General features: G+C 43.5%; 15 protein-coding genes. 9 read left to right on the top strand and 6 right to left on the bottom strand.

What is annotated here, in order from left to right:
• Window positions 1-689 precede the first annotated feature (689 nt).
• The 6 genes from MY523_RS07305 (at window position 690) to MY523_RS07330 (ending at window position 7,500) form a co-directional block, all read left to right on the top strand.
• On the top strand, window positions 690-2,063 hold the full coding sequence (locus tag MY523_RS07305) for a CREC-EF hand family protein (RefSeq protein ID WP_250658127.1): 1,374 nt from the start codon (window positions 690-692) through the stop codon (window positions 2,061-2,063).
• A gap of 214 nt (window positions 2,064-2,277) precedes the next feature.
• Entirely contained in the window at window positions 2,278-3,591 is a 1,314-nt protein-coding gene (locus MY523_RS07310; protein WP_250658128.1) for a nucleotide sugar dehydrogenase, read from the top strand.
• Window positions 3,575-4,774, top strand: coding sequence for a glycosyltransferase family 4 protein (locus tag MY523_RS07315; protein ID WP_250658129.1), 1,200 nt, complete (start codon window positions 3,575-3,577; stop codon window positions 4,772-4,774). The genes MY523_RS07310 and MY523_RS07315 overlap by 17 nt, the downstream gene beginning before the upstream one ends.
• A 42-nt stretch (window positions 4,775-4,816) precedes the next feature.
• Window positions 4,817-5,983 carry an alkaline phosphatase PhoX gene (locus tag MY523_RS07320; protein ID WP_250658130.1) on the top strand — a complete coding sequence of 389 codons (1,167 nt, stop codon included), beginning with the start codon at window positions 4,817-4,819 and terminating at the stop codon, window positions 5,981-5,983.
• A 295-nt stretch (window positions 5,984-6,278) separates the two neighbouring features.
• Window positions 6,279-6,677, top strand: a complete 399-nt coding sequence (locus MY523_RS07325; protein ID WP_250658131.1) for a GreA/GreB family elongation factor — start codon at window positions 6,279-6,281, stop codon at window positions 6,675-6,677.
• A 58-nt stretch (window positions 6,678-6,735) separates the two neighbouring features.
• The gene (locus MY523_RS07330) at window positions 6,736-7,500 is read left to right on the top strand and encodes a uroporphyrinogen-III synthase (RefSeq protein ID WP_250658132.1); all 765 of its coding nucleotides are present in this window, start codon (window positions 6,736-6,738) and stop codon (window positions 7,498-7,500) included.
• Window positions 7,501-7,686: 186 nt separating this feature from the next.
• Here the strand turns inward: MY523_RS07330 and MY523_RS07335 are convergent, their stop codons facing one another.
• A complete protein-coding gene (locus MY523_RS07335) occupies window positions 7,687-9,744 on the bottom strand; it encodes a heparinase II/III family protein (protein ID WP_250658133.1) in 2,058 nt (685 codons plus the stop codon).
• Between the two features lie 508 nt (window positions 9,745-10,252).
• Between MY523_RS07335 and MY523_RS07340 the strand changes: the two genes are divergently transcribed.
• A complete protein-coding gene (locus MY523_RS07340) occupies window positions 10,253-11,368 on the top strand; it encodes a glycosyltransferase family 4 protein (RefSeq protein WP_250658134.1) in 1,116 nt (371 codons plus the stop codon).
• A gap of 175 nt (window positions 11,369-11,543) precedes the next feature.
• Window positions 11,544-13,277: a polysaccharide lyase domain-containing protein gene (locus MY523_RS07345; protein ID WP_250658135.1), complete on the top strand. Its 1,734-nt coding sequence runs from the start codon at window positions 11,544-11,546 to the stop codon at window positions 13,275-13,277.
• A gap of 139 nt (window positions 13,278-13,416) precedes the next feature.
• Here MY523_RS07345 and MY523_RS07350 read toward each other — a convergent pair whose 3' ends face one another.
• From MY523_RS07350 to MY523_RS07365, 4 genes are all read right to left on the bottom strand, one after another.
• Entirely contained in the window at window positions 13,417-14,283 is an 867-nt protein-coding gene (locus MY523_RS07350; RefSeq protein ID WP_250658136.1) for a glycosyltransferase family 2 protein, read from the bottom strand.
• A 161-nt stretch (window positions 14,284-14,444) separates the two neighbouring features.
• Window positions 14,445-15,734, bottom strand: coding sequence for a hypothetical protein (locus MY523_RS07355; RefSeq protein WP_250658137.1), 1,290 nt, complete (start codon window positions 15,732-15,734; stop codon window positions 14,445-14,447).
• Window positions 15,735-15,767: 33 nt separating this feature from the next.
• Window positions 15,768-17,003, bottom strand: coding sequence for a glycosyltransferase family 4 protein (locus MY523_RS07360; RefSeq protein WP_250658138.1), 1,236 nt, complete (start codon window positions 17,001-17,003; stop codon window positions 15,768-15,770).
• A gap of 9 nt (window positions 17,004-17,012) precedes the next feature.
• Complete coding sequence (locus MY523_RS07365; RefSeq protein ID WP_250658139.1) at window positions 17,013-17,792, bottom strand: sulfotransferase domain-containing protein; 780 nt, start codon at window positions 17,790-17,792, stop codon at window positions 17,013-17,015.
• A gap of 513 nt (window positions 17,793-18,305) precedes the next feature.
• On the opposite strand from MY523_RS07365, the gene MY523_RS07370 reads away from it, so the two are divergent.
• Window positions 18,306-19,166: a formylglycine-generating enzyme family protein gene (locus MY523_RS07370; protein ID WP_250658140.1), complete on the top strand. Its 861-nt coding sequence runs from the start codon at window positions 18,306-18,308 to the stop codon at window positions 19,164-19,166.
• A gap of 7 nt (window positions 19,167-19,173) precedes the next feature.
• On the opposite strand, the gene MY523_RS07375 is transcribed toward MY523_RS07370, so the two are convergent.
• On the bottom strand, window positions 19,174-20,166 hold the full coding sequence (locus MY523_RS07375; RefSeq protein WP_250658141.1) for a hypothetical protein: 993 nt from the start codon (window positions 20,164-20,166) through the stop codon (window positions 19,174-19,176).
• Between the last annotated feature and the right edge of the window lie 399 nt (window positions 20,167-20,565).

Genomic DNA, 20,565 nt, shown 5'->3' on the forward strand with positions numbered 1-20,565 from the left:
TACAGCGTTAAAAAATGACTCAAAATGGTGCGCTCTCCTGGGTCGACCGGGACTATATTAAATATATACTGCGCCTTTTCGTCATTTTTTGCCTTGTCTTTGTTTCGCTCATAACGCCGTGAAAAACGCTCTCGTTTTTATTAAAACTCCCTACGTTTATGCCTCCCTACGTTACAACTCCTAATGAGTTTTAACTCCGTTTAACTATGGTTTGCGTTAGCCTATGCAGCTACGCTATTTCTGTACCAACCAAAGAAAACTGTACATTTTATGATCAATTATGAGTGTTTGTTGAAACCTGAAGTCAGCAAAGAGATCAGCAAATATGAACGGTTAGTAAAAAAAATCGTCGCTATCTCTTGTATGTCAGTTCGCTTAATAAAACGATCCTAAGTTGTTAAATTGTGTAAAAAATGATCTTTTGTGACACTCATCACACTTTTATTACTGTTTGATTTCACCCTTTTATAGCTGTAAAAAAAACTGACAATCGCAGAAAATACCTTCGAATCTATCGCGAATGAGTATATTAATTCACTTTATTAGCGTAAAAAATAACTGTACAAAATATGATCAAATCTAAGTGGATTTATACAAAAAGTTAACTATCTTTACAGAAAGAGACGGAAGCAGATTTGGCTTGTGGGCTGGACAATTTTTAGGTTCCAAACGTTTTGATGGGTGTAGAAATGAAGAAAATATTATCTCTCATCTTAGGTGTTAACGTTGCGTTTACAACGGGTTGCGCACTATTTGAGCCCACTGAAGAGTTCGACCCAAATGTTCTGCCGCCCAGTGCTGCTGGCGGTGTTACAGATGTAACATCGCAAGTTTCAACGTCTGACGACGATGCGGAACAGCGGCCTGACGGCAGAGTAGTGCTTGGTAGCAGTGACCTGGAACTAACAACTGACCGGGATATGAAGCAAATCGTTGGCCTTAGGTTTAAGCTCAATGTGCCCCAAGGCAAACAAATACAAGATGCAACCATTCAGTTTACTGCAGACGAAACCGATACGGTCTCAACATCACTTAAAATTTATGCCGAAGCTTCCGATAATGCACCAATATTCAAGGGGGGCGACAACAATATCAGCAATCGTAAGAAAACGAGCAACTCAGTAAATTGGACACCACCTGCCTGGAATAATAGAAGCGAGTCAGGATCGGGTCAGCGAACCCCATCCTTGGCAAGCATTACACAGGAAGTGATTGATAGACCCGGCTGGAAAAGCGGCAACTACATTGTCTATATCATTACGGGCTCAGGAACCCGTACTGCAGAATCATATAACGGCAGCACCAGTGGCGCGCCAAAGTTAATGGTAACGTATTCTGATAAAGTGGTTGAGCCCGACCCCACCCCTCCCCCAGAGGAATCTCCTTTAGAGTTTGGTTATACCGGGAAAGCATACGACCCTTTAGTCAAACCCGTTTATGACCTTGGCTATAGAGATGGTTTTGCGAGTGTAGACTCTGATAAAGATGGGCTGCCCGATAGCTGGGAGATTGCATACGGGTTAGACCCTTCAAATGCATCAGATTCAGCATCTGACCCCGATCAGGATCTGCTCACTGCGCGAGAAGAGTTTTATGCCGCGACCAACCCTAAAGACCCTGACAGTGACGGCGATGGTATGCCCGATGGCTACGAGGTTATTTATTCGCTCAATCCATTAGATTCTGCGGACTCGTTAACTGATATGGATGGCGATGGATATACCAACCTGGATGAGTATTTAAAGCAGACAGACCCAAGTAACCCGCTTGAGTACCCAGTCATCACCCCCGTTACCTACAGTGTTAACGTGGTATGGGAGGCACCCAGCGCAAGAACAGATGGCACGACGCTTTCTGAGGATGAAATAGCCAGTTTCACTATCTATTATGGAACATCACAGGGCTCGCTAAGCAATAGTGTGATTGTCGATGATCCAACATTAAGAAGCTATAAATTGGAAATGAATAATTATGGTGACTACTTCTTTACCGTTACGGCTACGGACACAAATGGGACTGAGAGTGATCCTTCGGAAGTTGCCAGTATTACGATTGCTCCATAAGCAATTGGATGGGCTCTAACTAGTTAGGCTCCATAAATATAAAAAAAGGGAAAAGCAGCTCTGAATACTGATCCCATTTTAGGGCTGCTTACGTTGTTTTTATAACCAACAAACAGCCCCTTCTAAAAAAATAATAATGATTAAAAGGCACTCGGAATTATCAGTTTTTGAATCCTCTGTTTGATCAGAATAATTATTCAACGAGGATTAAAAAATGAAAATAAGCGTTATGGGTTTGGGTTACGTTGGGTCTGTATCAGCAGCTTGCCTTACTCGAAATGGCCACACTGTCATTGGTGTAGATACTAACCAAACCAAAGTTGATTTAATTAACAGTGGGTTGACGCCTATAATTGAAAAAGATGTTGGTGAGATCATCAGGTCAAGTGTCAATGATGGCCTACTTTCAGCAACCACCAAAACAACGGATGCTGTCAGAGACACTGAGCTTTCAATAATCTGCGTCGGCACGCCCAGTATGCTAAATGGTAACCTCGATCTTTCATATGTGCGGCGGGTATGCGAAGAGATTGGGACGGCACTCCAGGATAAAAAACAATATCACACCGTTGTGGTTCGCAGTACGATGCTGCCCGGATCAATGCGCGATATTGTTATTCCCACCTTGGAAAATGCCTCTGGCAAACACGCAGGCAAAGACTTTGGAATATGCATCAACCCCGAGTTTCTTAGAGAAGGGACTGCCATTTATGACTTTTATCACCCTCCTAAAACGGTCATTGGCTCAAGTGATAAGAAGACCTGTCAAATTGTATCTTCTCTTTATGAAGGGCTTGAGGCGCCATTGATTCAAACAGACCTGGCTACCGCAGAGATGGTCAAGTATACGGATAATGTTTGGCATGCGCTTAAGATCGGCTTTGCCAATGAGATTGGTTTAATCAGCAAAGCGGTAGGCATTGACGGTCATAAAGTAATGGATATTTTTTGTAGTGACCGTAAGCTCAACCTATCGTCAAACTATCTTAAACCAGGCTTCGCATTTGGCGGCTCATGCCTGCCAAAGGACGTGCGAGCCCTCGCCTACAAAAGTAAAAACCTGGATCTCACGCTCCCCATTATCAACTCAATTCTCCATGACAACGAGCGCCATATACGGCGCGGTGTGGATATGATCACGTCTAAAGGACATAGACGAGTGGGCATTTTGGGTATTAGCTTTAAGGCAGGAACTGATGATTTGAGAGAGAGCCCCGTCGTTGAAGTTATCGAGAGTTTACTGGGAAAGGGGTATGACCTAAAACTCTATGACTACAACGTCAATTTGGCCACCATCAGTGGTGCAAACAAAGATTATATACTCAATAAAATCCCACATATCTCTCGACTCATGGTTGACTCCATGGATGAAGTTATGGAGCACGCAGAAACCGTTGTTATCGGCAACAATGCTCAGGAGTTCTGTCAGGTTCTGGGCAAAACACGGCCAGATCAGGTCGTCGTCGATTTTGTGCGTATATCTGATACTCGAAGCCAAGAGGGTAAGTACGATGGCATCTGCTGGTAAAATATCTCGTGTCCTCATTATCGTTGAGAATCTCCCCCTCCCCTTTGATCGCCGAGTATGGCAGGAAGCCACCACATTAAGGGACTCCGGGTATCAAGTGTCGATTATATGCCCGACAGGTAAGGGGTATGAGAAACGCTACGAAGTTATTGACGGCATCCATATCTATCGGCACCCACTGCCTTTTGAGGCTGACGGCGCATTAGGCTATTTGTGCGAATACTCAACCGCACTGTTCTGGGAGTTTGTATTGGCCTGGCGGGTGCTGTTCACGAGAGGGTTTGATGTAATCCATGCCTGTAACCCACCTGACCTGATATTTATCGTGGCACTATTTTTTAAGCTGTTAGGCAAAAAATTTGTCTTTGATCATCACGATATTAACCCTGAGCTATACGAAGCAAAATTTGGAAAACGCGATTTCTTTTACCGACTAATGTTGTTTTTTGAACGATTGACTTACCGTACAGCAGACATATCGATCGCAACCAACAATTCGTACAAACAGATAGCCGTTAAACGGGGAGGTATGCCCGAAGACAAAGTGTTTGTGGTCAGAAGCGGGCCAAGTCTCGACCGCTTAAAAATAATACCACCTGTTGAGTCGCTTAAAAAAGGCAGGCGATACCTGATTGGATACGTTGGCGTGATGGGTAAGCAGGAAGGTATTGATCTCTTATTGGAATCGCTCGCTTATATCGTTCACACCCGAAAGCGTGATGATATTCATCTCGGGCTTATTGGTGGAGGCACGGAGATTGAAAACCTAAAACGTTTAGCGGTAGAACTTCGAGTCGACGATTATGTAACGTTCACAGGTCGTGTGCCGGATAGTGAACTGCTTGAAATGCTAAATACGGCAGATATCTGTGTTAACCCGGATATCGCTAATGAAATGAATGATAAGTCGACCATGAATAAAATTATGGAGTATATGGCGCTTGGTAAACCCATCGTTCAGTTTGATTTAACCGAAGGTCGGGTTTCTGCGCAGCAAGCGTCGTTATATGCCAATAAAAATGACCCTATAGATTTAGCGAACAAAATTGTTCAACTACTCGAAAACGATGAATTAAGAACTACAATGGGTCAGTATGGACAAAACAGGGTCAAACAAGAACTTGAATGGGAGCATGAAGTCCCCAAACTATTGGCGGCTTACCAGGCCGTAGAAGCCACTTAGTACCTCTTGATACCAATGGAAGTCAATACGTGTAGGTGAACCATGAATAGAAGGAGCTTTTTAGGGTATTTAGCTGCATTGTCAGGCCCCATGGTTCTGCCTCTCTCAATCACCAGTTGTAGAATATTCGGCCCAGACAAACACCTGCTCTATCTACCAAAAGGCTTCACTGCGCGTGTCGTTGCAGTGTCAGGCGAAAAACCAGTCGAAAATTCATCAATTGAATGGCATTCATTACCTGATGGCGGCGCTACGTTTCCAAAGCATGATGGCTGGATATATGTGTCAAATAGCGAAATAAAAGATGGCGAAGGCGGTGTAAGCGCGCTTTCTTTTAATCATAGAGGGCAAATTGTCGATGCTTACTCGATTCTGAGTAACACGTCCAGGAACTGTAATGGCGGCGTAACCCCTTGGGGTACGTGGCTATCGTGCGAAGAAGTACCTGAAGGTCAAGTGTTGGAAACAGACCCCTATGGCAAGCAGCCGCCTAGGGTGCTGCCTGCATTGGGAACATTTAGACACGAGGCCGTGGCTTTTGATACCGATAGAAACGTGGTCTACCTAACCGAAGACTATAAAGACGATGGAAGGTTATACCGTTATCTACCCAATGGCTTAGACGAAAATAACCACCTGAATTTACACGATGGCTTGTTACAAGTAGCAAGGTTGGAAAACAATCAACTGGTTTGGCTCGATATCAAAGACCCTTCAGCCGAAAGCGCTGAAACCCGCTTCCAGCAGCCAACTAGCACTCAGTTTAAAGGTGCAGAAGGTATTGTCTATAACAATCACTGTATCTATTTCACGACTAGAAACAGTGGTCAAGTATGGAAATATGACGTTAGAACAACCGACATCAGTGTTATCTATTCGGCATTGGAGGATCAGCCCGAAACCCTGTCGGGGATTGATGATATAACGGTTATGCCATTTGGCCAGCTACTGGTTGCAGAAGACAGGGGGAACATGCAAATTGTGGCGCTAGATCACTATGGCGCTGCAACCCCCATTATCAAGGTTGCCGGCCATGCAGGGTCAGAAATTACCGGGCTGGCATTTACGCCAGACTTTAAGCGCCTATACTTTAGCTCTCAGCGAGGCCCCGCAGGCCACCGACATCAAGGTGTTACCTTTGAGGTCAGCGGGCCATTCACTGACCCCACATGGCCTATATCTCCTTATGAGATTGCCATTGAAGTTTAGTAATAGACGTGTAGATTGTTTTTTTCTAATTTATACGTACTACTCCCATTTCTATTGACCAAGACGCAGAATTCATGCTAGTGTCTTAAACATGATGAATATATATTCAATACTTCTTACTCCCCAGTACTTGTCTTATACGGCCCGAGTTGCTCGTGCCTTACTCACTTTCGGCGGCTAGTTTTCTGCTGGTCGCCAAAGCACATTCTTTATTTACTTTAACTTTCTACAAGGTGTTCGGTTAGCACAAAACCGAGCTTCTTTCTTACTGTTAATAAGACGCTCAAGGTACATCATGATAAAGCACTCAAACCGTGTCTATATATCTCAACAAGACTACAATACTATTTCGTCGCTAATTTCAAGCTCAAAAGACTTTGATAACTTATCCATCGAGTTGCTTGACGAAGAGCTGCGTAACGCAGAACTTTTTGAAAATCCCGCCGCCATGCCAAAAAATGTCGTAATGGTGTATTCAATTGTAAATTACACAAGCCTGGTGTCAGGAGAACATCACGTGGTTCAGATTGTGCCGCCCCAAGAGGTTAATATAGACCTTAAACGCGTATCAATCTTATCCCCTGTTGGAAGCGCTTTGATTGGTTTGCGAGAAGGCAATCAAATTCAGTGGCCGATGCCAAGCGGTCAGGTTGAAACATTACGGATCGATATCGTTGAACAAAGAAGCAAATAGTCCATATGCATTGCAAATATCAAACATCCTATAATACAGAAACTAAGAAGGCACTATAATGCTATCATTCTCTCCCGACCCAGTATTGCTCACTCGATCTCTACGAGAAGCATCTGGGTTCTCCAAACAATTGCGCAGTCATCAATGGCGCATTATTGGCTGCCCAATGATTCAGGTTATCGAACACCCGAAGCACGTAAATTTGGACTATCTTTCAGGCTATTATGACTGGATTATTTTCAATTCACGATTCTCAGTGCATATTTTATTCGAGTCTCTCAAAAAACAAGGAATACTCAACTACTTTATGAAGGCAAAAAAAGTCTGTGCAGTGGGGCCTGCTACCGCTAAAATTGTTGAAAAATATGGTTTTACTGTTGATTTGATGCCGGATGTATTTGCTGCAAAAGGTATTGTAGATAGCTTTAGGAGGAAGGGGATTACACGCCAACAGGTTCTGTTAACAATGGGTGATCGATCTGATGATTGGCTGATGAATCAGCTAGATGCTCTTGGAAATCAAGTTACTCCAGTGACAGTATACAAAAATCAAAAGCCTCCCACTTTACCCAATTATGTTCGTGATAGCATTGCTTCAGGCAGCATCTCATGTATCGCGGTGACATCACCATCTGCAATGTTCAATTTACTTTCTTTTCCTGAACTCACTGAACATCATAACAGTTTGAAGTCGATTCCTATCGCTAGTATTGGCCCAAAAACCAGCATTGCCTGTGAAGAACTAGGGTTTAACATCTTGCTGGAAAGCCCTCAACATACCTTGATAGGCTTAGCCAACACTATTACCAGTCAGTATCATTAATTACCGTCGAACTTGGTGTTCTCTTTTAAAAATGTAGGAAATACCAAGTTCCGACTTGACGCAACCCCAAACCCCTTATGCAGAAGTACCTTTTAATGGCGTAGAAGACTGCTCTAAAAAGTCATGACTACAATTGCCTCTGCTGCAATTGCAATCGAAAACATAAACATCACTCCCACCACTTATCTATAACAAGATAAGTGTCTTGATTTCCGTGGTCCCAGTGATCGTACCGCTACACTTGAGGGTGCTCGAAGGGACTTTTTTGCCGTACTGCCTCGACACCCAACCTAATGGGGGAAGCTCCTCTCCTCTATGCAAGCTGGTTATCACATTCTTGCCATTGATCGAAATGCCTATTTTCCTATCCTGGTTGCTCGCGATGTAGGCAGAGGTTGATACGCCCTCCTTGGTGGTCGTGCTCATTCTGGTGTTTTTTTCAACAATACAGTGCTCATCAAAATTCCAGAAAAGATCAACCCTGTGTTCTTTGTTGCACTCAAGCCGATCGACAACATCTATGCGGTTAGCCACTTTATTAAACGTAATGGTTCTAATATGAGTAACCGGGTCATCTAACCGCTGATAACCATTATGTTGACCGGTAAAAATGTCTTTGCTATCGCCACTCTCCCACTGGCTGCAGTCTGCCTCAGCTTTGTGAGTCCACATAAAGTTGCCACCACTAACCGATTGGCTAACCCCGTCGACGCGTACGGTATTATGTGCTGATGTGCCTCTAAAATACTCCCGCCATTTTTTCTTGGTATGATACGCATAAGTGCCAGGGTCAACTAAAAACTCCAGCCCGCCGTAATTAAGCACAAGCGACAGCGCATCTGCATGGCCATGGGCTGCAATGCCCTGGTAACCTAAGGGGCCACAGTCAATGATGACCTTCACTTCATTAGTCATACCCGACCGGTGAGTCATAATGTAGTAACCACTATCGGGAAACGATGTAATCTCTAAGTCCCGCTGTACTCTTCCGAAACGTTTTGAGCTTTTTATCCATGTCAGCATGGTTTTATTTGCAGCGCTGGCATATTTTTCTCTATCAATGAGCCAGCGGCATTGGTCATCTACTTGGCCACCCATCGACGCAAAATCATCTCTATCGAATAGAATCGAGCCGATACCTAGCAGCGACCGATAAGGGTTCCATTGGGGCTCCTGCGACAGCCGGACGACATAGCCATCGTCTGCGTCCCCAATCATGGGCACATTCCCTTCTCGATCCATCATTGCAGCGATAAATTCAATCATTCTTTCTATCGTTCTCCAGTAATTTTCTGAGAACTTATAGCCTGTTTTGTTAGCAGCAACACCACATATCAACAAAAACTGCAGTACAAATTGTTGATAGGACGTGGTCTGCTCCCGGTCTCCTCCGTCAGGCGCAATCTGGTTCTCGACTTCTTGTTCAATGATTTTTTGCGCGCTTTCAATGAGTGGTTCATTGTCTTTCCAGTACGGCCAGGTAAGTGCAGCCACAAAGACACCCGAGGCTTCGCCCATCAAATGATTATTAGCAGAAGAAAAGCGTGAGTAGTGGCCGGTTATAAATCTAGTGTGCTGATAGATCGATGCGAGCCAGTCATGTAAAAACGTTTTACCTGAACTCCCAGAAAACAAAGTCGACTCAGTCCCGCCAATGAGCTGCCAGACCACACTCCAGTTAATTAACCGAATGCCTAGCTCTAACGAGCTACTCCAATGTACCCCCATCATATAAGGGCACTGCTCAAACCATGATGAAAGTTGTACTTTGATCGCTTCAAGGTACTTATCATCCCCTGAGACTGCGTATGCCTGAGCAATGGTTACGAGGTGAAGATGTCTGCTGGGTTCCCACAAATATTTTATATCGCCGACTAACGCTTCATTTCGATAATCAAGGGTTTTACCAAAGGTCAGAGGCGATAGATGTTCAGAACGGGGATTTTTATTCCATACTGGTGGGTGACCAACATATATGTGACTACATTCAAAAATAGATAAATAGCCGCTTAAAATGAGGTCTGCCGATTTGCAATAGTCACTAGAAAGCGCATCAGGCATATTAAGCCAAACGCAGGCCTTATTGGTTATTTCAGCGTTGGGGACATCCTTATCCAGGAACAGACCTGACTTCTGCAATTGTGCATACAGCGTATTGTGCACCCGGTGAACCAGCTCTGGAGGCGTCATACAACTCAGACGGTTCCAGTACCATTGTGACTTTTTGATAAGTGCTGCCGACATAGGTTTACCCTACCTGATTAAGATAAACAAAATGCCGATTTGAGATTTATATCACCTGTTGCTACGACGCTTTTTTTAGCTATCGTTTTGGGCAAAGCCCGTCGCTTTAGGCCAAACCTAGCACCTTAGTCAGATCCAGGCTGCAACTATACTAAGTCGCCCTATCGTTATTGTTATCGAGCTGCATTAAGTCTAGATCAACAAGATTAAAGAACAAGATAACTGATTAAAAAATTGGCCATAATTATTTGGCATTCTCTAGACAGAAACAGAATTACAACTATATTTAGGGAACAATAAAAATACGCATTAATCTCATTTTGAGATTTTTCTACGCCTAAGTGTTATCTCGGACATATCTTGTTTCTTTGTAATAAAGCGACTGAGGTGGTTGGTTATGCCTAGGCTGTGTGCACTTGTAATCCCCTCCTTGAAAATTATTCCAAGTTATACGATTACCGCTTTATCTTACTGTTTTTTAATAATTTAACTCTGAGGTATAGGTGCCGTGGTCGAAACAAAGAAAGTACTTATCTTCATGCCGATGTCCAACTGGGGTGGCGGCGTAGTTGAATACGTGGCCAGCTTAAAGTCCACACTCAATCAGTCCATTAAGTTTGAAGATTTCTATATAGGTAGAAGAACCGCAAAACTTGCGGGTGCTTTCTCTGCCGTTTTAACAACACTTAGCGATGTGCTTCGTCTGATCCGAAAACTGATTAACTCCAAATACGATGTGGTTCACATTAACCCCTCTTTTGATAAACGCTCCCTTGTGAGGGACGGCCTTTTTCTTCTCGTGTTAAGACTAATGAGAGTTAAACAATCTTTGGTATTCATTCATGGTTGGAACAATAGTGAGCTTATAAAAGTTAAGCGCAGCAAACTACGCACGTTTCTACTTAATCAGACATTTGGTAAAGCCGCCGTGGTATCCGTGTTGGCAGAAGACTTTAAGCGAGAGTTGGTTTCATTGGGTATAGATCGAGAGAAGATTATTGTCTCAACCACAATGTATAACAATGAAGTAACGAACAACCAGACAGACTCAAACGAACTATCGCCCCGCCTGTATAACGATAAGTTTAAGATTCTTTTTATGTCCCGCTTTGTTAAAGAGAAAGGTCTCTTCGAGCTACTAGAGGCGTTCGAACAAATCATTGCCGAGAACACTGACTACGAACTCATACTTGCGGGTGATGGCCCTATTCGGACGGAAATAGAACACTGGATTAGCGCTCACAATATGTCTGAATATATCGATTTGACGGGATATCTACACGGAGAAAAAAAAGCCCAACTACTTCAAAGCTCAGACCTGTTTATTCTGCCGACATACCATGGTGAAGGTTGCCCGGTAGCCATACTGGAAGCCATGGCTGCAGGCCTGCCCATTCTTGCGACCCCTGTAGGAGCCATTCCAGAGCTGTTGCAATGCACCTATCAGCAAATACCAAAACACGTATCGGCCAGTAATATTAAGGCTAGCATATTGCGCGTATCTCAGGATCGGATACGCCTGAAACAGCTTGGCGAGATGAATAAAGAGAGAGCCACCGAGAATTATTCTGCACCCATTGTTGGCCGTAAAATGAAGCAAATATATGACCAGTTATCCGCCTGACTAACCGCGATTATGTTAAATATTTTAACCAACAATAAGACAGACGAAATATCACTTAAAAAAATGACGGAGGTGTAACATGTACTATACTTTCTGTATAATTTTTGATCAATAATATAACCATGTGAAGGGTGTATTGATAGCTATAGCTCGTTTAATCAAGAGGTATGCGGTGATGATTAACAGATTTAACATTGGTGTGCTTATACTCGTAAGCCTGCCTGCATTTGCAGAAGACTATTATGTCCATCCAAGTGGCGGAGAAGGAAGCGGCAGCAAGAGTGACCCATGGAGCCTTAGCTACGCAAACGCTCAACTTAGACCTGGCGATAAAGCCATCCTGAGAGGGGGTAATTACAAAAATGAGCAGATCGCCCCTTCCCGCTCTGGAACCTCGGAATCCCAACGCATTATTTATCAAGCATACCCCTCTGAAACCCCTGAATTCAGACCAACGAAATCAATTAACTCGCCTATGTCCCTGGTCGGCAAAAAATATATAACCATCGACGGAATAGATGCTGATGGAGGTGGAATCTATGAAGATAGTAAATACAACCAGTGGATACTCTTTGACGGAACCACCCATGTTATTTTGAAAAACTCGAAGCTCATGCGGTCTAAGGGATATTCGGCGTTTCGGTTTATCAATAATTCAGATTACAACCAAATCCTTAACAATCACGTTGAATATAATGGTGTATGGAATGTTAAACCATGGAAGGGCGAATATGATGACTCCGGCAGTATGATGTGGATAAAGTCAGGCAATGACCACAACCTTATTCAGGGAAATGTATTTAAGAGATCTGGCCATGACTTAGGGCTCATAGAAGGAAGTTACAATGTGATTAGGGATAACTACTATGACAACTTTTGGGAAGTCTACGACGGCTCATCGTTTTCCTTTAAAAAAGGCGATATCAAGTCTGGTGATAAGGTGGGTAACCGAGCCATTGAGTTAAGGAAAGGCAAAAGGAACTTGGTTGAAAATAATATCTTTGCCAATATTCCTGAATCAGTAGACCAGGCAGACGTGGGAATTACAAAAATTGGCGGTACATACCAGATCGTCAGAAGAAATTTCTTTATTAACTCTACCAGCCAGGGTGCAGCAATGCGCTCGGTTCTATTTAAGTCATCTCCAATCATCCAGTACAACAAGATATACAACAATACGTATTACAACATTGGGGGGCCTGCTTGGGAAGTAGCCTCATTTGACTCTCAATACAGCGCGCCCAAAAACAATGTGTTCAAAAATAACATTGTTTTTAAGGCCAGAAACAGGCCAACATCCAGCGGTAGAGATGTAGAGATTTACTTTGATAAAAGCCTCAAGGGCTATTACGGAGACCCCCACTTAGGCAATATTGTTGCTCACAACTGCATCGCCTATGACGAAAATGCCTCCAATCAGCAGGTTTTCAGTGGTGCTGATTCCCGGTCTTCGCTCGATAACTACGAAGACAATCACCCTAAAACATTTTTTAAGAATGTTCAGCAACAACCTGATTTTGTGAATAAATCCCCTAGTTCGAGAGAACATTTTATGTTGTCTGATGGAAGCCGGTGCATTGATCAGGCGGGTGATTTGACCACCACACGATCCAAGGGTTCAGGTACAGTCGTCCCCGTTGATGATGCGAGTTATTTTAGTGACGGGAACGGCATTGTAGACGGTGATGTGATCGCTGTAGGCACGGAGCGCGTGACGGTAAAAGGCATCGATATCAGCAGAAATGAAATCACCTTGGATCGAAGTATTTCCTGGTCAGACGGTGCAGGCGTTAACCTCGCTGTCTCTGATTATAAACTGGATATTGGAGCGCTTGAGCTTGAGGAGAAAGGTACCTCTACATCTCCACCTAAGCATCCAAAGATCGTTAATATAGATAGAGTTCAGTAGCGCCTTTTGACAAAAAGGGTACCGAATAATAGCGTACAAGGAGGTATGCGTTCGTTCTACCTGACTCTCGCAAACTATCACTTGTAGTAGCTCACTATTTCCAGCCAATCCTGATTTTAGTCGGTGAGCAATATGTTAGCTACCAAGACAATCGTTTATTAAGACTAGAGGTGTACTCTCCCTTTTTCTTCCAGAGTGCTCGTGGAGTGCAAAGCAAAGAGCGTAAGAAGTATTTAATGGATTTATAATACTGGTTTTCTTTATACGCCACTTCGAAGAACCGTAAATACCCTCTCGCGTATACCATCCTTTTATCTCGTGCACTCAGCGTGGCAATATCGTTTTCAAAGGTTCGCCAAAAGCGCGATATCCCCTGAATAACCGCCCGCATTGATGCATCACCGGAGTAGTGTTTTCTAAACAATGGCTCGTTCACTATATCAATACTGCCTTCTTTCATAAGCCTGATAACCAGTTCGATATCCTGATGGCGCATAAACGACGGATCAAAACCGTGTATTTTATGAAAAACGTCGGCCTTTATTAGAAGTGCTGACGAGCTGACAATGCTGGCTTCTCCGCAAAACACTTCGCGAATAAATTGACCAGTATGGTTTTCGCCTAACACTTCAAGCTTATCGTTATGGGCTTTGCAGTAAACAGCTACACAGTTGTTAAGTTCAGAGTTTTCTATCTGCCTGACCTGGCTTAGTAGCTTACTGGAATACCATTCGTCATCAGCATCAAGAAAAGCGATGTAATCTCCCGATGCGGCATTGGCGCCTGAGTTCCTGGCAGCTGACCCTCCGCTATTTTTCAAGTGCCTTATAAGCATGGCTTTATCTGAATAAAGTTCATTGAGTAGCGCCCAGGTGCCATCACTGGAGTGGTCATCGACCACAATAACCTCTGTATTTGGGTAGCTTTGACACAAGGCGCTATCTACAGTTTGCTGTATGGTATTTACACCGTTATATACCGGGATAACGATACTCACTTTTTTCATATAACACCTGTTGCTTTTCTGCTCCCAGAGGCTTCAGGATGCCTGAGACCTAGAAAGGTCAATGCCGTGCTAACGAACATTCTGGTATTAGTCAGGGCTATGTCAGTTTATGACTGCACTAGTGTAGTTCTATACCAGTGTGGGTCTAAACCAACTTGGATCTATGCCGTTTTTGGCTCACCTGTAAAGCCATATTGCAAATACCGTCTACGCGATGCAATAACCCCTGAAAAGTACGCGACCAGATAGATAATTACATTTTCTACCAGGATATTTTTGTACATAAGCGAAACCGTAAAAATGACCATCACTGCCGCCCAGCCAATAGCAAAGTCACCCGATATCGTTTCAGATTTCGAAAGATAAATAGCATCAGAGAAAACAAAATAGCAGCCACACAGAATTAGTATTAACCCGATAAGGCCTGTCTCCCAAATTAGATAGCCTATCGACGTAATATTAACGCCATACCGAACATGAGACTCGCTGTATTCACCTGAGAACTTTTCAGAAAACGAAGGAGCCACATTGCCGATACCCAACCCGAAGAAAAGTTTAGGTATGTTCTGACTCATATGGTTTAGCGCAATAACAATGCTGTCAAACTTACCGATGGTTGTTACATCACCCTCGGTATTCTGCTTATACAGATATTTTTGCATCTTCCCTTCAGTCACAAAGTTAATAATATTTTGTTCTTTTTCTTCTTTGGGCTGGTGATATAGAGCGACAAATCCGCCAATTAGAAGGCTACTGATGCAAATCATCGGTAATATATTTTTAATTCTTGAGCGATTACTAATCATGGCAAAAAACATCGGTACAAATAACGCGATAGGCAGTAGGAAAAGCGTTCCTTTTGTCTCGTTAATAACCGTGGGCAAGAATAAAAACAAGGATAAAATGGCTAGCCACCGTAAGGGAATTCGGTTCTTGAAATAAAAACCAACAAGAATGGCAATCGAAGAAATCAACAGTATTGATAATATTGATGAGATACCGACCGTCCCGGACACTACATCGCCGGTTAACTTGTTCGGGTACTGAATATAGCGCTGAAAATAGGCAAGCGGAACCTGTATCAACAATATGATAAGCACTACTTTAAATTGAACGCTAAGCTCTTTATCGGTTGAATAAAACAGTGCCGGCAAAAGGAAAAACGGTACAAACTTAAAGTGGTTTCTTATACCCGCAACAATAGCGCCGGGCTCAACATCGTTTAGTACAACCCCAATCACCGCCAGTAAGCAGAACAGTATAAAAATGAAGATATATTTGGCACTGATAAAAATCTGTTTACTGCGTACCCACTCAAAGATGATAAGTACGGTAGCCAGACCTGATAGCAGCTCAGGAACTAACGCAATAGCACGCCCAGCCCCTGTTTGTGAGGCGATATAGTCAAAAAAGAATACTGCAATAATCAATGCATATACTAAACGTTGCATACGCGTTACCTCTATCAGCAGGTTGCTTCATCCTTATGGTGTATGACACAGGTTAAGGTAGGTTTCCTCTAATTTGTCTGCGATCACGTTATAACTGCGCTTTTCCAATACATATTGCCGGGCGTTACGCCCCATTTCTTGTGCTGTATCGGGGTTGTTAAGCAGATAAACAATCGCTTCAGAAAACTTGTTTTCATCATAAGGCACGCATATTCCACCACCACTTTCTGCTATAACGAGACGCTGTTCGGGGTGGTCGTTTGCTACCACCGCAGCCCCCATTGCCATATATTCAATGAGCTTCGTTGGCGAAGTCGAGTTCAGAATGGGCGTTGGAAAAAAGGGAGATAAACAGACATCTGACTCTTTCACATAGGCCAGCGCCTGCTCTCTTGGCAAAAAGCCGGTGAACACAACGTCGTTAGAGACTCCGAGTCTTGCTGCTTCAAACTCAAGCAATTTGCGGTCAGATGGGTCGTCTCCATCGCCAACGAAATAGAGCATAGAATGGGGTAATACGTCTCTAACCTTTGCGAAAACACTCACCACAAATTCAAGTTTTCGTGTTTTGTTTAAGGTGCCAAGATAGACGATTGCAAACCGGCTTTTATCAACCAAACAGTCTTCTGTGGCTGGCGTTACGCTGACATTCTCAACAGACACCCCCATGGGTACGGCTGTGAGTTTTTCTAAAGGAACGCCCTCTTCAGCGACATCACTCTTCATCTTCTCACTCTGCACAAAAATGTGATCCGCATAACGACCAATCATGTGATAGAGGACAAATTTAAGAACTTGCCCCTGAATGTAGCTGTAAACAGGGTAGCGGGCTGTCCCCTCTTTTACGTTCAGAAGCGCCTCTTCTGGATAAGGGAACGACAACCAGAAAAAGAATCGTGTGCCATAAATTTTTGAAGCCACCAAACCAATGAGCGCAGAAATAAATTTATCTTTTACCTGAATAAAATCGTACCGCTCTTTGTTCGCCAAACTGAATAAACGCAGGTCATTAAGAATTCCAAAGCAGTGCTTTTTCACTCGAGCCAATCTGGTGGTGCCATTGTTAGTACGGCCTACCCAAACGTCTCCGCCGCTCCAGCGCGTTGAATATGCAGAACGGCAGTCGTTGCCAGATTGCAGTAGCCAATCAATCTCATGGCCCTTTGAAACCATTTTATCGCCAAATAAGTCGGCAACATCCACTCGAAACGTCGGATACTTATCCTTAGAGATAAACAGCATTTTGAACTTCTGATTTTTAGTGTCCATTTTGACCACCTAAGCGTTAAACGCATATGACCTTGCACGCTGGTATATAGGCGTGCAAAGTTGATCGATGACATCACGTTGTTTCCGGGATAGCTTGTCCGACTTACTCATACTTTTTGAGCTTAAAATATTGCTATAACTGGCTTTGTAATCGAGGCCAATAAAATCGTACACTCGCATAAGTGCACTCTTTTTATCCCGAATCATGTTGTCGTAATCAATGACCAGCAGCCGGTCATTCAGTTCTTTGTCGATATCAAAAAGCTGCGAGACCTTTCCGTTATATGCCAGACAGGCCCTCTTAACCTTAGGAATCGTAAAGTGACCAAAACGATTAAACGTTGTCAGTTCCTGAGGTGATAAATACTGTGTGCCACAGGCTTCAAAAAGCTCATTAAAGGCAAAGCGACGCCAGTTATAAAGAATGGAGCATACGACTGAATGAGGGTTTCTAACCACCCAGATCAGTTTAAAGCGCTCGTTATGCGAGAAGTATTCTGGGTAGCTCTCATTTAAATAAGTGGTTTGAAAACAATAGCGACCAGCGCGTGTTGTTGAATGATAACCAGACAAAATAAGGGCTGCATCAAGCTCACTATCTCGGCCAGTCACAAAATTAACCATACCGTTGCTGGCGGTAATCAAGTTCGAAAGCACGGTTGTGCCTGAGCGCTGGCAGCCAGACACCAAAACGGCATCAGGAAAATCACCAAGATTTTTGAGTAAACGGGCGCCTTCTTTACGTCTTATATGGCGGGCAAACTTCGGCCAGGTATGAATAGCTTTCATGTAATGTCTTCATCAACCAATGATTAGTTTGATACTCCCCTTACCAACCAATACAGAGGGTATGGTGAGACCTACAACCAAAAATTCCGGGTGTTGAATTCAACAATTAGCCGAGGTGGTTTCTTATTATTAGGTACTGATTTTTAGATTGACTACTTCAATTTTTGCTTCTTACGCCATCTGCTTTATTAAGCAATGGTGCATTTTCTTTTAACTACAACTCCAGCGATAACGCTATCGCACATGGTTGTTCCATTCGCTACTGGCATGATAACCAACAGGAACACCTCATAGCGTTACGGCTACACTTCCAGATTAGTCCATATTTGACTGTACATCAAATAACCTACATTAAAACCCTATTCCACACCCAAACGCAACGGAGACAACTGGGCGAAACCTTAACCCGCTCATTAAAACAGAGCCCATAGCTGTCACCCTAGCGGCATTTGCTGCTATAATTACGAACCTCACAAATTGAAAACGGATTTCAATTATTCAAGGAAGACATGGATGAATCCCTCCCTTAAAGCCATCGCGCTGCTATCTACAGCACTCCTTACCGCCTGTACCTCAACCGAAGACAAAGTGAAAGACCTGCTACAGCGTCATATGGACGCCTTTGTGTTTGTAGAGGGTGGATCATTTATGATGGGGAACCCGGGATTAGGTTGGGCTTTAGGAGCAGACGCCTATCCAGCCCATAAAGTCACGCTGGATAGTTTTTCTATTCAGAAGTATGAAGTGACTCAAGGGGATATGGACCTGTTTATGGAGGTGACAGGGTACACATCTAATTATGAGCTTTATAAGCAAACTCGAGACATGGCTCCCGACAGGTTCTCTAAAGAACTACCAGCTGTTGTGACTTGGGATGATGCCATGGCTTTCTGCAATTGGATAGGTATCAGCACAAAAAAGACTATAGGGCTTCCTACAGAAGCTCAATGGGAATATGCGGCTCGCTCAAGAGGAAAAATGTATCGCTTTGCCACTGATACTGGTGAAGCAGTTGCAGATATAAACATGGCACCAGCGTCAAAGTTAGACTTAATTAACCCAAAGTCTCTGCCCCACCCTCCTGGGCACTTTCCCGCTAACCCGCTAGGCTTATATGATATGTCTGGCAATGCAATCGAATGGGTATCAGACAACTATCAACCAGACTTTTACTTATATTCACCGGAATACAACCCCAAAGGGCCCGCGAAAGGAAAAGAGCACGACCCTGCACAAACAAACATACACCCACAAAAAGTCCTGCGAGGAGGGAGGTTTTATGACTTTTGGGGCAATACAACCGTTTCTCGCATGAGCGGGCCAAAAAACCTCCTAGGGCTAGACACTGGGTTTAGGTGTATGAAAAAAGATTAATCTGCGGTTATTCTAAAAAAGCAGAAGTTCCCCCTCTATTTTGAAGCCAGATACGGGCCTTGCTTTTTTGTTTAGATTGAAAAAGTAAGTAATCAAAGATTTTCTTAAAGTTCTTAATGAGTATATCTGAGCGCCCTTTGCTTTCTTCCCCACCCATCAAACGTAGTATCTCTATAAGTTCTCTTTCAGAGCGGATACTTTCTAACAACCTCATGCAGGCTGCCGCTTGAAGCTCATCATCAAGCAAAAGACTACCAGCTTCAAAAAGATATGTATTGGAAACCCGATTCAATACTCTGGCCTTTGCTATTGGTGTCATATAGGAGACTCTTTCCGTGCCAGACAATATTCTACGACACTCATCTTTAACTGTTTTTTGTGCCAAAGAAACCTTTTTCCAATAAGTTGATAACTCTAACTCCGTCATCGACACTAAAGACTCAAGCGTTCTATCTAGATTTAAATACAGCTCCGTAATCTTCGATATCATGTCAAACGCAGCCTCAGACAGCCACTCCAAAAACCGAAAATCCGACGCCTCCAGCGCATGCCGTACAAACTTAATCAGCTCAACGACCTGCTCTACACTTAACTCTGCTGCCACACCACCCGCCCCGCCAGGGCCACACACCAACTGAGCGCTCAACTCAGCAACAAACTTGCCTCGGGAATACCCGACATTGAAATCCAGCCCTAACCCTACACCAAACGCAACGGAGACGCTGGGCGAGACCTTTATCAGCTCGCTAAAATCAGCTAGTGTTGGCTGAACGACCCTGCCAGATTGCTGCCTGCTTTGGCTCACAGGTTTCGCCCACTCGATTTTAAGCTCTGCTTCATTCTTTAGCATGCCTCCAGCAAACACGTTACCGTTCATCTCGCCGCCAACACTCAGATCGCCAGGCTTTGTTTGTACCAGTAATTTAGTCGATAACATGGCGCACGCAGGTGGTGCAATGCCAGGCATTTTCTTTGGATTTTCTTTACAGAGAGAGGTCATTTAGCATCCTTGCTGAGTGGTCAATATTGTTGGGGTTGGGGGTTAGCCCATGGTTATTCATAGACTGGTTAATATTGTATTTATTTCATTACCATTCATCCTGATTGGTAATGGCAGATTATAGATTATAAGGGCCGTAAAAGTAACCGATACTGGATTAAGTAAAGCGTCTATTGAGATGATATAAACATATTGGCGTATTGATTCTTTGCAACAAAATATGCATTTGAACAGGCATTTTGCTGAAACCCCATTTGCCATTTTGGGAAATTACAGCGCAATACAGTGGTTACCGGTGAAAAACACCATAATACCAAGATAAACAGCCCTTACAGTATATTTGAACTAGACTATAAGCATCACAACAACAATAACTTTTATAAAAACAACGGCAATTTA

Origin of the sequence: Alkalimarinus coralli, from assembly GCF_023650515.1 — a bacterium.
Lineage (GTDB): Bacteria > Pseudomonadota > Gammaproteobacteria > Pseudomonadales > Oleiphilaceae > Alkalimarinus > Alkalimarinus coralli.